This is a genomic window from Paenibacillus graminis, assembly GCF_000758705.1.
Taxonomy (GTDB): domain Bacteria; phylum Bacillota; class Bacilli; order Paenibacillales; family Paenibacillaceae; genus Paenibacillus_AQ; species Paenibacillus_AQ graminis.
Genome location: NZ_CP009287.1, coordinates 6475223 through 6489686 on the forward strand (window position 1 = coordinate 6475223; position 14464 = coordinate 6489686).

Annotated in this window: 7 protein-coding genes, 1 tRNA gene and 3 rRNA genes; 2 read left to right on the forward strand and 9 right to left on the reverse strand. The window is 51.1% G+C overall.

Going from position 1 to position 14464, the window contains the following annotated elements; translation table 11 throughout:
- Window positions 1–13 precede the first annotated feature (13 nt).
- The 6 genes from PGRAT_RS28145 to PGRAT_RS28170 all read right to left on the reverse strand — a co-directional run bounded on the left by PGRAT_RS28145 (window position 14) and on the right by PGRAT_RS28170 (window position 7614).
- Window positions 14–475: a CtsR family transcriptional regulator gene (locus PGRAT_RS28145; protein WP_025707278.1), complete on the reverse strand. Its 462-nt coding sequence runs from the start codon at window positions 473–475 to the stop codon at window positions 14–16.
- A 436-nt stretch (window positions 476–911) separates the two neighbouring features.
- On the reverse strand, window positions 912–2084 hold the full coding sequence (locus tag PGRAT_RS28150) for a GNAT family N-acetyltransferase (protein ID WP_025707279.1): 1173 nt from the start codon (window positions 2082–2084) through the stop codon (window positions 912–914).
- A 415-nt stretch (window positions 2085–2499) separates the two neighbouring features.
- A 5S ribosomal RNA gene (gene rrf, locus PGRAT_RS28155) occupies window positions 2500–2616 on the reverse strand.
- Window positions 2617–2754: 138 nt separating this feature from the next.
- Window positions 2755–5681, reverse strand: a 23S ribosomal RNA gene (locus PGRAT_RS28160).
- Between the two features lie 199 nt (window positions 5682–5880).
- Window positions 5881–5956, reverse strand: a tRNA-Ala gene (locus PGRAT_RS28165).
- 99 nt (window positions 5957–6055) lie between these two features.
- Window positions 6056–7614: ribosomal RNA gene (locus PGRAT_RS28170) — 16S ribosomal RNA — on the reverse strand.
- Together the 16S, 23S and 5S rRNA genes with 1 tRNA gene alongside form the textbook arrangement of a ribosomal RNA operon.
- A 404-nt stretch (window positions 7615–8018) precedes the next feature.
- Here PGRAT_RS28170 and PGRAT_RS28175 point away from each other — a divergent pair.
- Both PGRAT_RS28175 and PGRAT_RS28180 read left to right on the forward strand, forming a co-directional pair.
- Window positions 8019–9275 carry an MFS transporter gene (locus tag PGRAT_RS28175; RefSeq protein WP_025707446.1) on the forward strand — a complete coding sequence of 419 codons (1257 nt, stop codon included), beginning with the start codon at window positions 8019–8021 and terminating at the stop codon, window positions 9273–9275.
- Window positions 9276–9472: 197 nt separating this feature from the next.
- Entirely contained in the window at window positions 9473–10747 is a 1275-nt protein-coding gene (locus PGRAT_RS28180; protein WP_025707445.1) for a molybdopterin-dependent oxidoreductase, read from the forward strand.
- A 13-nt stretch (window positions 10748–10760) separates the two neighbouring features.
- On the opposite strand, the gene PGRAT_RS28185 is transcribed toward PGRAT_RS28180, so the two are convergent.
- The 3 genes from PGRAT_RS28185 to PGRAT_RS28195 form a co-directional block, all read right to left on the reverse strand.
- On the reverse strand, window positions 10761–12632 hold the full coding sequence (locus PGRAT_RS28185) for a transglycosylase domain-containing protein (protein ID WP_025707444.1): 1872 nt from the start codon (window positions 12630–12632) through the stop codon (window positions 10761–10763).
- Window positions 12629–13246 carry a hypothetical protein gene (locus PGRAT_RS28190; protein WP_025707443.1) on the reverse strand — a complete coding sequence of 206 codons (618 nt, stop codon included), beginning with the start codon at window positions 13244–13246 and terminating at the stop codon, window positions 12629–12631. The genes PGRAT_RS28185 and PGRAT_RS28190 overlap by 4 nt, the downstream gene beginning before the upstream one ends.
- Window positions 13247–13354: 108 nt before the next feature.
- Window positions 13355–14458, reverse strand: a complete 1104-nt coding sequence (locus PGRAT_RS28195) for a sensor histidine kinase (protein ID WP_025707442.1) — start codon at window positions 14456–14458, stop codon at window positions 13355–13357.
- Between the last annotated feature and the right edge of the window lie 6 nt (window positions 14459–14464).

Sequence of the window (14464 nt, forward strand, 5' to 3'; positions counted from 1 at the left end):
TCAGATTTGACCATTATTTGCCCAATAAGGAGATTAGCATGGCCTTCATTAGCTTGGCACGAATCTCATCCCGGTACGGCAGATTGACCGTCAGGCATTCCCGGGAAACAGCGGCGCGCAGGAGACACGCTTCACGCTTGGTTAGAAACCGGGCCTCCTCCAGCTGATAAATCAGTCCTTCGGCGGAATTTTGATCGATATCCTTTCCTATTGTAGAATTGAGATGGGCGTACAGTGCCACATTCTGCGGGAGCTCGAAACGCTGAATCCGAATGTAGCCGCCGCCGCCGCGCTTGCTCTCAACTACATAGCCCTTTTCCAAAGTAAAACGTGTACTGATGACATAATTGATCTGAGACGGTACGCATGAGAACTGGTCCGCCAGGTCATTACGCTGAATTTCCACCGTACCTTCGGGACTTTCATGCAAAATATTCTTCAGATATTGTTCGATAATATCAGAGATATTACGCATCACTCATCCTCCAGTGTTCAAAGCTTATAGTACCTCTTACCTGTGCTTCCGTCCGGTGATGATCTCTAAGAACTTAACCCAAGTGTATTAGCCCGAATCGGGGTGAACCCAGCATTAAGCTTCCTACAGCATCTAGCCGGAGATAAACCAAAAAAGCCATTCATGAAGAGCCTGCCGCCATTGTGTTGTTGCCTTTCATCAGAGACTGATTCCGAGCTGCGTTGACTTTGACTTTCTTTGACTTTTTTCATATTATAACACATTCTCACTGAATTCCAAGGGGTTGCTTTTATTTTTTACTTTTTTGGCGTATTGTATTCCGTTCTTTCTCAACTAAGCGGCAAATTAATCGATCCGCAGGGGATTGTATTGGCTATAATTTGTAAAAAGCTCCCCCAGCTTCTTCACGAAGCCGGGAGAGCCCTACACTGCAGGATCAGAAAAAATCAAACAATGCTGTTTTAGCTTGGGGAATAACCTCTTCCAGCCAATCTAAGCCAGAAGAGCTTGCATTAAGCTGTCCGTACTTTGCCAGTTCCGCAGGCCGCTTGTAACCCAGTAGTATAACTGTGAGTGCTCCAATGGTGCAGCTCAAATCAGCAGCGGCCTTCTCACTATCCAAACGCTCAAAAGTTGCCGCCCCCTCAGCATTCACACTCCATAACCACAATCCGTTATTCCAAGGGGCCTGCTCATCTTCAATATACAGAGTCCGGCTCTCAAGGCTGTTGAGGCTCTGGAAGGTAAAATTCTCTATAAAGGTCCGCGCATTCACAATCCGTGCCATAAAGTATGGATAATTCTCCTGCGGAATCCGCGGATCCGGGAGCAAATAAGGAAGGATATCATCAGAAGGCACCAGCTTGAGCGAAGCTCCGGTAATCATCGAGTCATGGTTGGCCAGAAACGTCCACAAGCCTTGCCGCGCCTGTTCGTTCAAATAGATAAATTCATCAATGATTAGTTCGTTCTGCACTATTTTATACAGCACATAGCCTTCCGGCTCACCAAGCTCTGAGTAAAAAACACCATGATGCGTTTCCGCATCCAATACTCTATGCTTCCACCACTCCTGATCGCGCTCAAGAGTGCCATTGTATTCCGTTGCGAAGCGGCTGTACAGCCTTTCCAGTATTTCGAGAGCGGCTGAGTCCCGCTTCACCCTGCCCTGAATTTCAGTTTTTCGCGGAAATTTGTCCACAGGAATAGAGTACTTCTTATACTCACAGTAGACTTCCCAGCCGAATTTACGGTAAAAGGGGATCAAAAACGGATGCAGAAAAGACAACGTCTGTCCCGACTCATTCATCGTTTGCAGCGTATGTGATAAAAGCTTGGCCACAAGCCCCTGCCTGCGGTTCTCCGGCCATGTGGATACTCCGGCTATTCCACCCATAGGAAATACTTTGCCTTGTATGTAGACCTGAAGCGGAAGCAATGTCAATTGTGCACCCAGCACCCCGTCCTCAAAGACTCCCCATACTCTTTCCGGCCTGAACTTCTGCCTGGCTTCAACTCTGTCTTCGCCCGCAACCTTATATTTAAAAGCATATTCGGACAAGCTCAAGGCCGCTTCAAACTCCTCGGATTGCAATTGCCTGATTTCCACTTCCGCTCACCTCATCAAAGTTAGTATTAGTACTCTCTAGGTGAGTATAACAAGCAAAACGCCTCAGCGCTAATCCGCCAGAGAAATTCTAATCCCCACAAGTTATCCACAGATAAAAAACAAAACAATTCACGATCAAACGACTTTATATATCTACAAAATAGTTATCCACCATTTCCGGGACATTATCCACATAATCCACTTTTTATCCACAAAAACCGTGAATTACTAGGGTTTCCGCTTGACTCATCCACATTCTTATGTATTTAAGCTGAGAATTGGTGTATAGATTGCTTGCTGCAATTGTATCCACATGTGTGCAACTTTTCTGAAGTTGCTGAAAATTATCCACAGCTTTTCCACAACCCTGCACAACGCAAAAAAGCCACTGTCAGTAACTCAACAGTGGTCATGTGCTTGGCGGCGTCCTACTCTCCCAGGACCCTTCGGTCCAAGTACCATCGGCGCTGGAGGGCTTAACGGTCGTGTTCGGGATGGGTACGCGTGGAACCCCTCCGCTATCGCCACCAAACATGATTTTTGCGCTGATTTCACTTCCGCGTATTCGCTTCCGCAAAATATCAGTCCTTATAAAGGACATGCAGCTTAAAATCGTTCAGGTCTTGATCGCCTGAAAACTGAATCCGAAACGAATCTGCGTTTTACTTTTTTGGATAAGCCCTCGACCGATTAGTATTGGTCAGCTCCATGCATTGCTGCACTTCCACCTCCAACCTATCTACCTCGTCGTCTTCAAGGGGTCTTACTAATTGGGAAATCTCATCTTGAGGGGGGCTTCACGCTTAGATGCTTTCAGCGCTTATCCCGTCCGTACGTAGCTACCCAGCCATGCTCCTGGCGGAACAACTGGTGCACCAGCGGTACGTCCATCCCGGTCCTCTCGTACTAAGGACAGCTCCTCTCAAATTTCCTGCGCCCACGACAGATAGGGACCGAACTGTCTCACGACGTTCTGAACCCAGCTCGCGTACCGCTTTAATGGGCGAACAGCCCAACCCTTGGGACCTACTTCAGCCCCAGGATGCGATGAGCCGACATCGAGGTGCCAAACCTCCCCGTCGATGTGGACTCTTGGGGGAGATAAGCCTGTTATCCCCAGGGTAGCTTTTATCCGTTGAGCGATGGCCCTTCCATGCGGTACCACCGGATCACTAAGTCCGACTTTCGTCCCTGCTCGACTTGTAGGTCTCGCAGTCAAGCTCCCTTCTGCCTTTGCACTCTTCGAATGATTTCCAACCATTCTGAGGGAACCTTTGAACGCCTCCGTTACTCTTTAGGAGGCGACCGCCCCAGTCAAACTGCCCGCCTGACACGGTCCCCGTACCCGTTTAGGGTACCAGGTTAGAACCTAGATACGATCAGGGTGGTATCCCAACGGCGCCTCCACCGAAGCTTGCGCTCCGGCTTCTACGGCTCCCACCTATCCTGTACAGATCGTACCCAAATTCAATATCAAGCTGCAGTAAAGCTCCATGGGGTCTTTCCGTCTTGTCGCGGGTAACCTGCATCTTCACAGGTATTAAAATTTCACCGGATCTCTCGTTGAGACAGCGCCCAAGTCGTTACGCCATTCGTGCGGGTCAGAATTTACCTGACAAGGAATTTCGCTACCTTAGGACCGTTATAGTTACGGCCGCCGTTTACTGGGGCTTCGGTTCACAGCTTCGGGTTGCCCCTAACCGCTCCCCTTAACCTTCCAGCACCGGGCAGGCGTCAGCCCGTATACTTCGCCTTGCGGCTTCGCACAGACCTGTGTTTTTGCTAAACAGTCGCTTGGGCCTTTTCACTGCGGCCCCCTCGGGCTATTCACCCTACCGAGGCACCCCTTCTCCCGAAGTTACGGGGTCATTTTGCCGAGTTCCTTAACGAGAGTTCTTCCGCGCGCCTTAGAATTCTCTTCTCGCCTACCTGTGTCGGTTTGCGGTACGGGCACCTTCTCCTGGCTAGAGGCTTTTCTTGGCAGTGTGAGATCATGACCTTCGCTACTATAATTTTCGCTCCCCATCACAGCCCAGCCTTACGGTGTGCGGATTTGCCTGCACACCAGCCTCACTGCTTAGACGGACATCCATCAGTCCGCGTCACTACCCTCCTGCGTCACCCCATCGCTCATAGCGGATTACGGTGGTACAGTAATTTCAAACTGTTGTCCTTCGACTACGCCTGTCGGCCTCGCCTTAGGTCCCGACTTACCCTGAGCGGACGAGCCTTCCTCAGGAAACCTTGGGCTTTCGGCGGATCAGATTCTCACTGATCTTTTCGTTACTCATACCGGCATTCTCACTTGTGTATTCTCCAGCGCTCCTTACGGTACACCTTCAACGTATACACAACGCTCCCCTACCCCAGATACATACGTATCTAGCCATAGCTTCGGTGGTGTGTTTAGCCCCGTTACATTTTCGGCGCAGAGTCACTCGACCAGTGAGCTATTACGCACTCTTTCAATGGTGGCTGCTTCTAAGCCAACATCCTGGTTGTCTGTGCAACTCCACATCCTTTCCCACTTAACACACACTTGGGGACCTTAGCTGATGGTCTGGGCTGTTTCCCTTTTGACAATGGATCTTAGCACTCACTGTCTGACTCCCGGCAAGAAGTCCATGGCATTCGGAGTTTGACTGAGCTTGGTAACCCTTGCGGGCCCCGCACCCAATCAGTGCTCTACCTCCACGACTCCATTCACCGAGGCTAGCCCTAAAGCTATTTCGGGGAGAACCAGCTATCTCCGAGTTCGATTGGAATTTCTCCGCTACCCCCACCTCATCCCCGCATTTTTCAACATACGTGGGTTCGGGCCTCCAGTGCGTGTTACCGCACCTTCACCCTGGACAGGGGTAGATCACACGGTTTCGGGTCTACGTCCACATACTTAGTCGCCCTATTCAGACTCGCTTTCGCTGCGGCTCCGGCTTCTCACCTTAACCTTGCATGTTAAACGTAACTCGCCGGTTCATTCTACAAAAGGCACGCCATCACCCATAGATCGGGCTCTGACTTTTTGTAAGCACACGGTTTCAGGTTCTATTTCACTCCCCTTCCGGGGTGCTTTTCACCTTTCCCTCACGGTACTGTTTCACTATCGGTCGCCAGGTAGTATTTAGCCTTGGCAGATGGTCCTGCCGGATTCATACGGGGTTTCACGTGCCCCGCACTACTCGGGATCCGTCTCGGAGAGAAAGCTATTTGAGCTACAGGGCTTTTACCTCTATCGCGGGCCTTTCCAGACCTCTTCGCCTATAACTTTCCTTTGTAACTCCATGTGAGACGTCCCACAACCCCAAGGGGCAAGCCCCTTGGTTTAGGCTGTTCCGCGTTCGCTCGCCGCTACTGACGGAATCACTATTGTTTTCTCTTCCTCAGGGTACTTAGATGTTTCAGTTCCCCTGGTCTGCCTCTGCATACCCTATGTATTCAGGTATGAGTAACTGTGAATTACCACAGCTGGGTTTCCCCATTCGGACACCCCCGGATCAAAGCTTGCTTACAGCTCCCCGAGGCAGTTTCGTTGTTCGCCACGTCCTTCGTCGGCTCCTGGCGCCTAGGCATCCTCCGTGTGCTCTTATTAGCTTAACCATGCGTTTTCCCGTAGGGAAAATCGCTGTATCAACTAATAACTATTTCAACTTGCTTACACAAGTTTCAGCTAAAAGATGTTCTAAAACGCATTTTCGTTTCGGTATCCAGTTTTCAAGGATCAAGGTGCTGTTTCTTAACGGGAACCCCCGTTAATCATAGCAGACATTCTAGACATAACAAAAAAGATGAAGTTTGTTGGTGGAGCCAAGCGGGATCGAACCGCTGACCTCCTGCTTGCAAGGCAGGCGCTCTCCCAGCTGAGCTATGGCCCCGCAAATTCCATCAAAACCGAACAAATGGATACGCGTTAAGTATCCGGAAGTCAAGCTTCCGATTTGAATGTTTCCATTGCAGGAAACGATTCTCCATAGAAAGGAGGTGATCCAGCCGCACCTTCCGATACGGCTACCTTGTTACGACTTCACCCCAATCATCTACCCCACCTTCGGCGGCTGGCCCCCTTGCGGGTTACCCCACCGACTTCGGGTGTTGTAAACTCTCGTGGTGTGACGGGCGGTGTGTACAAGACCCGGGAACGTATTCACCGCGGCATGCTGATCCGCGATTACTAGCAATTCCGACTTCATGCAGGCGAGTTGCAGCCTGCAATCCGAACTGAGACCGGCTTTGCTGGGATTGGCTCCACCTCGCGGCTTCGCTTCCCGTTGTACCGGCCATTGTAGTACGTGTGTAGCCCAGGTCATAAGGGGCATGATGATTTGACGTCATCCCCACCTTCCTCCGGTTTGTCACCGGCAGTCACTCTAGAGTGCCCAGCCTTACCTGCTGGCAACTAAAGTCAAGGGTTGCGCTCGTTGCGGGACTTAACCCAACATCTCACGACACGAGCTGACGACAACCATGCACCACCTGTCTCAACTTTCCCCGAAGGGCACCTAATGCATCTCTGCTTCGTTAGTTGGATGTCAAGACCTGGTAAGGTTCTTCGCGTTGCTTCGAATTAAACCACATACTCCACTGCTTGTGCGGGTCCCCGTCAATTCCTTTGAGTTTCAGTCTTGCGACCGTACTCCCCAGGCGGAGTGCTTACTGTGTTAACTTCGGCACCAAGGGTATCGAAACCCCTAACACCTAGCACTCATCGTTTACGGCGTGGACTACCAGGGTATCTAATCCTGTTTGCTCCCCACGCTTTCGCGCCTCAGCGTCAGTTACAGCCCAGAAAGTCGCCTTCGCCACTGGTGTTCCTCCACATCTCTACGCATTTCACCGCTACACGTGGAATTCCACTTTCCTCTTCTGTACTCAAGCCACCCAGTTTCCAGTGCGACCCCAGGTTGAGCCCAAGGTTTAAACACCAGACTTAAATAGCCGCCTGCGCGCGCTTTACGCCCAATAATTCCGGACAACGCTTGCCCCCTACGTATTACCGCGGCTGCTGGCACGTAGTTAGCCGGGGCTTTCTTCTCAGGTACCGTCACTCCGGCAGCAGTTACTCTACCGGACGTTCTTCCCTGGCAACAGAGCTTTACGATCCGAAAACCTTCATCACTCACGCGGCGTTGCTCCGTCAGGCTTTCGCCCATTGCGGAAGATTCCCTACTGCTGCCTCCCGTAGGAGTCTGGGCCGTGTCTCAGTCCCAGTGTGGCCGTTCACCCTCTCAGGTCGGCTACGCATCGTCGCCTTGGTAGGCCGTTACCCCACCAACTAGCTAATGCGCCGCAGGCCCATCCTCTAGCAGCAGATTGCTCCGCCTTTCATCCCTAGCCCAGGAGGGTCAGGGAATTATCCGGTATTAGCTACCGTTTCCGGTAGTTATCCCAGTCTAGAGGGTAGGTTGCCTACGTGTTACTCACCCGTCCGCCGCTAACCTACTGGAGTGCAAGCACTCCAGTAAATCCGCTCGACTTGCATGTATTAGGCACGCCGCCAGCGTTCGTCCTGAGCCAGGATCAAACTCTCCAAATTGGTATTTAGAAAGAGCGATTGCTCATTTTGAAACTGACGATTCATTATATGAATCTTTTAAAAAATTAACGCGTTCCATTTGTTCAGTTTTCAAAGAACTTGCTCCTATCATCTCAACACTTCGTGTCAAGCACAGGAATTAGATCATATCATATTTCCTTGTAACCTGTCAACTTATTTCTTCTTCGCTCACTAATTCAGCGTCGATGCCTCATAAGCACAAGAGATAATATATCATGCCATTCTGATGTTTGCAAGCTTTTTTTATAAATAAATGAACTGGCGTATAATTCGCAAGGTTAGGACACAAATTGATTTCCATAACCAAATATTTATGGCTAAAATAAAGCTTAATGAACGCCAGTATTTTCTCACATTAATAACCAGCTCGGAAAGGAGATCTGATGAATAACAATTCTATACCGGCTACCCCAACAGTAATAAATGAAGAGAAGGATGCGCGCCATCTGCAGCAGGCTACCATATACCGTATTTTGCTGGCAGTCAGCTTTGTTCATTTATTTAATGATTCTATTCAAGCGCTGATTCCGGCAATGTTTCCTATCCTGAAGGACAACATGCTGCTTTCTTATGCTCAAGTGGGGTGGATTGCTTTTGCTCTTAATATCACTTCTTCAGTCATTCAGCCTGTTATAGGTTATGCCGCTGACCGCAAACCACGGCCTATCCTGCTTCCGCTGGGGATGTGCTGCACTTTTGCCGGAGTGTTCCTGCTTGCTTTTGCCGGTAATTATGCGCTCGTGATATTTTCAGTGATGCTCGTCGGATTCGGGTCGGCTGCGTTCCATCCAGAAGGGATGCGCGTGGCTCATATGGCTGCGGGACAGCGGAAGGGATTATCCCAATCCATCTTTCAGGTTGGCGGCAACGCCGGACAGTCCTTGGGTCCACTTTTGATGAAATGGGTATTTATCCCGTTTGGACAGGTGGGCGCGCTGGGGTTCACGGTCATTGCTGCGGCCGGCATAGCTGTTCAGGCCTATGTAGCCAAATGGTACCGGCAAATGCTGAACGAAGGATATACCTTCCGCAAAAAATCTGCTGCACGGACGATTGATCCTGCACGCAGCAGAAGCATTGTGACCGCCACTGTTATTCTGGTCTTCCTTGTATTTGTCCGTTCCTGGTACGGCGCCTCCATTGGAGGCTACTATGCCTTCTATTTAATGAAAAATTATGGGATGACAATTGATGATGCCCAGATCTATATATTTATGTACCTTGCTGCCGGTGCGGTTGGCACATTCTTTGGAGGGCCGCTTGCGGACCGCTTTGGACGGCGGAACCTGATCTTGCTCTCTATGGTGGGAACAGTCCCCTTTGCACTGGCGCTTCCTTTTGTCAATCAAGCCTGGGCGCTTGTCCTGCTGGTTATCTCGGGTTTCATCTTGTTGTCAAGCTTCTCCGTGACGGTGATCTATGCACAGATGCTATATCCGGGAAATATCGGCACGGTCTCCGGCCTGATTACCGGACTTGCTTTTGGACTCGGCGGTATCGGTTCAGTTGTCATTGGTGAGCTCATTGACCGGATTGGCATTATGACAGTGTTTGTGGCCTGTGGATTTCTCCCGTTGCTTGGCCTGCTTGCACTTTTGCTTCCCGGAGACAAAAAGCTGGAAGAATGGGCAGCTGAATAAGCTCCTGAGCGCGAACTTCAAAGCCTCTTTGTAACCTGGTCCATCCTTCTCGGCTGTTGAGAACGATGGGCTTTTTGACGATTGTAATAGGCGGCAGCGGCTGCCAAAAGAGAATTATTCAACAGCTGATTTTTGCGGTACAATTAGTTAAAAGTTGAAGGATTCGTCATAGCATTAGACCTAGAGGAGGGACAGCAATGGGGAAAGCTTTGGCTAGGCTTCGCAAAGGCTACGGAAAAAAACTGGTTTCCATTCACATGTGGAATGCTTGGCTGGTATTGTTTCTGGCCGTAAGCGGATTGCTGCTGGTTGGAGGTTTCTGGCGGGAGCTGCTTGGTGAAGGGAGAGTGTGGCTGAAGTGGGCGCATATCGCATTTGGGCTGGTGCTGCTAGTACCGGTCATTTATTATTTGCTGCTTGCAGCCAAGCACTGGAAAAGGCTGAAGGGCAAGGGCCCGCAGAAGGCCAATGTGATTTTTGTGCTGATTCTGCTGATCGGCTGGATTGTATCCGGGATTGTCCTCTGGCAGTTCAGACTTGCCGGACCGAGGGCGGCTAACAGCGCTCTGCTCATTCACGATCTGCTCACCTGGGTCGGACTTCCGGTCATCATCTACCATTCCATTACCAGAGTCAAATGGCTGAAGGAGCCCAAGAAGCGCTCCATTGTGCCGGAACCGGGTTTGGAGAGCAAGTACAAGATTATAGGTGAGAGCCAAAAGTCTGCAGCAGCACAGGAGCCTCAGCCGATGTATTCACGCCGCGGGTTCATTAAAGTTGCTGTTGGCGCAGGGCTGGCTGTTACGCTCGGCCCAACCTTCGTGCGCTGGATCGGTAGATCCCTTCAGCTTCCGGGTGCTGCCGAATATGCCGCAGGCAATGCCAATGCTCTGCTTCCCGATCCTGTACCGCTGCCCGATTCAGCGCCACCCATTGGAGGTGGAGCGGAAGGCAGCTTCCGGGTGTATACCGTTACGGATATCCCTGCGTTCGATAACAGCAACTGGTCTTTTACCATCGATGGCCTGGTTGACCAAAAGTTCACTTGGAATTGGGAGGAGTTCGTCAAGCTGCAGCGTGAGGTGCAGGTCAGCGATTTTCACTGCGTTACGGGCTGGTCGGTATATAAAAACACCTGGGAGGGGCTCCCCCTCGCAAAGCTGCTTGACATGGCCGGTGTACGCGAGCAAGCAACAATGGTAAAGTTCTATTCCGGCGATGGCGTTTACACCGATTCTCTGACGCTGGCTCAGGCGCGGATGGAGGATGTAATGGTCGCTGTGATGCATGACGGCAAACCTATACCGAACCAGCTCGGAGGCCCAGTACGCCTGGTGACCCCACAAATGTATGCCTATAAATCGGTGAAGTGGCTTAACCGGATTGAGCTCATAGAAGAGGATCATGTAGGCTACTGGGAACAACGCGGATATGACAAGGATGCCTGGCTGCCAAGTGCGAAGAGGGTATAGATTGGCAGTACATCTATCGCCTCGCGCTGGCATACACTTTGTTCATCACAGCAGAAAATAATCCGGCCGCCTTTCCACTGCCGGCGGTCATGTAGTTATCCTTATCTGTACGGTCGAATCCCATCCAGACAGCTGCTGTTAAGTCCGGGGTATAACCGGCAAACCAGAGGTCGCGGTTGGCTTTGCCGGTGACACCCGGCAGACCGGCCTGGGTCGTGCCGGTCTTCCCGGCTACCGGAAGGTTCATGCGTGCCTTTGCCCCTGTCCCGTTATTAACGACGTTACGGAGCATAACGGTCATGCTTGCTGCGGTTCTCTGCGAGATAACCTGGCGGTGTGTAGGAGTATATGTGTACAATGTTCTACCCTCTGCATCAGCAATGCTTCTTACGGTATGGGCTTCGTGGAAAATCCCTCCACTCGCGAACACACTGTAAGCCTGCGCCATCTTGAGCGGAGACACTCCGGTATGCAGTCCGCCAAGGGCAATTGACAGATTATTGTCTTCCGGCGGCAGCGCCACTCCGAGCTTGGCAGCGAAAGAACGGGCGCTGGGAATGCCCACCTGCTTAAGCAGCCAAACGGCCGGAGCATTAATGGACTGCTGCAGCGCCAGTGACATGTTGACTTGTCCCCGGTATATTCCATTCAGATTATCAGGACTATAATCTCCATACGTCTCCTTTCGGTCAGGGAGCATACTATCCGGTGTAAAACGTCCGCTCTCCAAAGCCGGTCCGTAATCAATCACCGGCTTAAAAGCAGAACCGGGCTGGCGCGCATCGATAATAGCCCGGTTAATACCGCCTAAGCTTGGCTGCCGCCCGCCAGTTAACGCCACGACATCACCGGTATGATGGTTGATTATAGCCATAGCAGCCTCCACTTGCTGCGTCGTCCCGTCCGGGGGAAAGAATTCAGGATTGCCAAAAGACTCTTCCAGCACCTGCTGGGCAGCGGGCTTCATTCCGGTCACTATGGTGTAGCCTCCTGTCCGCAATTCCTCAAGCGAATGTCCGGTCAGCCGTGAAGCTTCCTTAAGTGCAGCATCAATATAGGAATCGCCTATCCGCTTCGCCTTGGCACGCTCTACAGGTTGAAACTCCTTGTTCATCGCAGTAACCATTTCCTTATGGGTAATCAACCCCTGCTGCTGCATAATCTGCAGTACTAGGTCTCTTCTCCCCTTAGAACGCTCCCCTTCCGCCCCAGGGTTATATACAGAGGGGCCTTTGGGAATAGCCGCCAAGGCAGCAATTTGCCAGATCTCCAGTTCTTTCAGTTGAGTTATACCAAAATAATATTCCGCTGCTGACTTCACCCCATATTGACCTTGGCCCATATAAATTTGGTTCAGATACAGCTGCAAAATCTCCTTTTTCGGCAGCCGCTTCTCCAAAGCCAGTGCGATGGAGGCCTCCTTCAGCTTGCGCAGCATATTTTTATCCCTGTTCAGATAAAGATTGCGGGCAAGCTGCTGCGTGATGCTGCTGCCTCCCTCTGAGGCGCTGAGCTGCAACGTATTGTGCAGCGCAGCACGAAGGATTCCCGGGTAATCCAGTCCCTGATGGCTGTAGAACCGCTGGTCCTCGACAGCTAAAAAGGTCTTGACCAGCAATTCCGGCATCTCTTCCAGCCGGGCCGTTACCCTGTAGCCTGATTCGGGAAGCGGGATTCTACGCAGTACTGACCCATCCGATGCAAGAATTACACTGGACTCCGGGAGCTTCAGCTTTTCGGGATAGCGGCCAAGTACAGCCCCCCCGTATTGATGAACATAAACCAGCATAGCGAGCAGCAGTATTGCTAAGACTACCGCAATATCAAAAGCAGTATAAAAGACATGCTGCAGCTTTCGTACGACTCTTGCATCCAGCCTGCTCATGACCGGGCCATCAGGTTCTCCAGGAACCCTTCCATCCCTATCGCCTCTCGCTGAGCCGCTTCTATCTTAGGAACCAGCCCTTCCTCCTGTTCCCCCTCTGCGGCTTCATGGAGCAAACGCAGCAGCGTTTTTGTTCTTAATATCAGAGCCATAAGCGCTTCGCTATCCAGCACCGGCTCTTCCTGCTGCCTCATCCTATAATCGTTCATTTCCTCCAGCTCCGCAGCGGCCGGTCTATTGATTCTGCGCAGATTAGCAGCCAACTGGCCCAGTTCGCCGCCGCTGTATACTTTCAGCTCCCCAAAGGAACCCCGGCTGGACATTGCTTCTGTAGCCCGCAGCAGGCTCTTGAGATCACCGGATATTTTCTGCGAACGCAGCAGAAAGATTCCGGTAAACAGGGCAGTGAACAGCAGCACCGCAAGCGGCCTCCTGCCGATATGATTCGTCATCCAGTGCAGGAGCTGAATCCAAAAAACTGTAGATTCCGCACCATAGTGCGAATACAGCAATACAACCATCCAATACGCGGCAGCGAGCAGCATCCCGCTGAGCAGCACACTTCCTCCAAAGATATACAGATAGCCGGAGCGTACTGTATTGAATTTTTTCAAATCCATTCCCTCCTAGTCACACAGGCAATAACCACCTAATGTCAACTAGACTACCGGCCAATTCTTAAGAAGCAGCGGCCAAAATACTGAAGATTTTCTTAAGAAATCTTAGGAGAGCGGGTAACGTGTAATAAAATCTGTCCGGTACATGTCGCTTGCGGCTGAGATGACTCCCTTATGGCGTTCAACGATCCCCTTAGCAATAGCCAGGCCCAGCCCGGAGCCGCCGGTATATTGGGAACGGGAGCGCTCAGCCCGGTAAAAGCGTTCAAAAATATGGGGAAGATCGCTTTCCGCAATCCGTTCACCAAAGTTGCTGATCCGTACCACAGCTTCATCACCTTCACGGGATAAGCCGATCTCCAGTCTCTTGCCCTCCCGACCATACCTTATTGCATTGGTAATCAGATTTTCGTAAGCCCGCAGCAGTTCATAAGGAGCGGCCTGAATCCATAGCGAATCGGTCTCATCCACCAGTTCGTAGCTCATGCCTGCCCGGGCTAGCTCCGGAACCGCCTCTTCCGCCAACTGGCGCATAAAGGCCTTCAAATCCAGACGTTCCGGCACAAGCGGCAGCCCTCCGCTGCTGACACGGGTATACTCGAACAGATCATCAATGAGTTTTTGCAGAACCAATGCTTTCTGGTAGGCAATATTCACGTAATAGCGCAGTTCCGTCTCTTCCCGGCAGCGGTCCTGCTCGATATATTCAAGATAACCAAGAACGGAAGTCAGCGGGGTACGCAAATCGTGGGATACGCCTGTAATCAGCTCGTTTTTGGCAGCGACCGTCTTGCGTTCTTCCAGGAGGGAGTGCTGGAGGCGTTCTGACATGATATTGATGTTCTCCGCCAGCAGACCCAGCTCATCCGCAGTCCGGACCTCGATCCGGTGCCACTCTCCCAGCTTCGTAATTTGCTGAATGCCGCGTGTGATCTCCTCTAGATACAGAACTATTTTCCGCGTATAGATAAAAAAGAAAAACAGAAAGCTCAGAATACCGGCGGCAGTCATTACGGGCACTGAGCCAATATGATTAATGATCCATCTCAGAAGCTGTGAATACGCCGCTGACGGCGGAGAAGGGTTCAAATAGACGAGAGAGTTCACCAACCGGTAACCTCCGATTAGTAGAATAGCTCCCGAAACAACGCTAAGTATAAACGCCCATATGAATTTCCAGCGGATCGTACTTACATATTTGGCATTCAACGATTC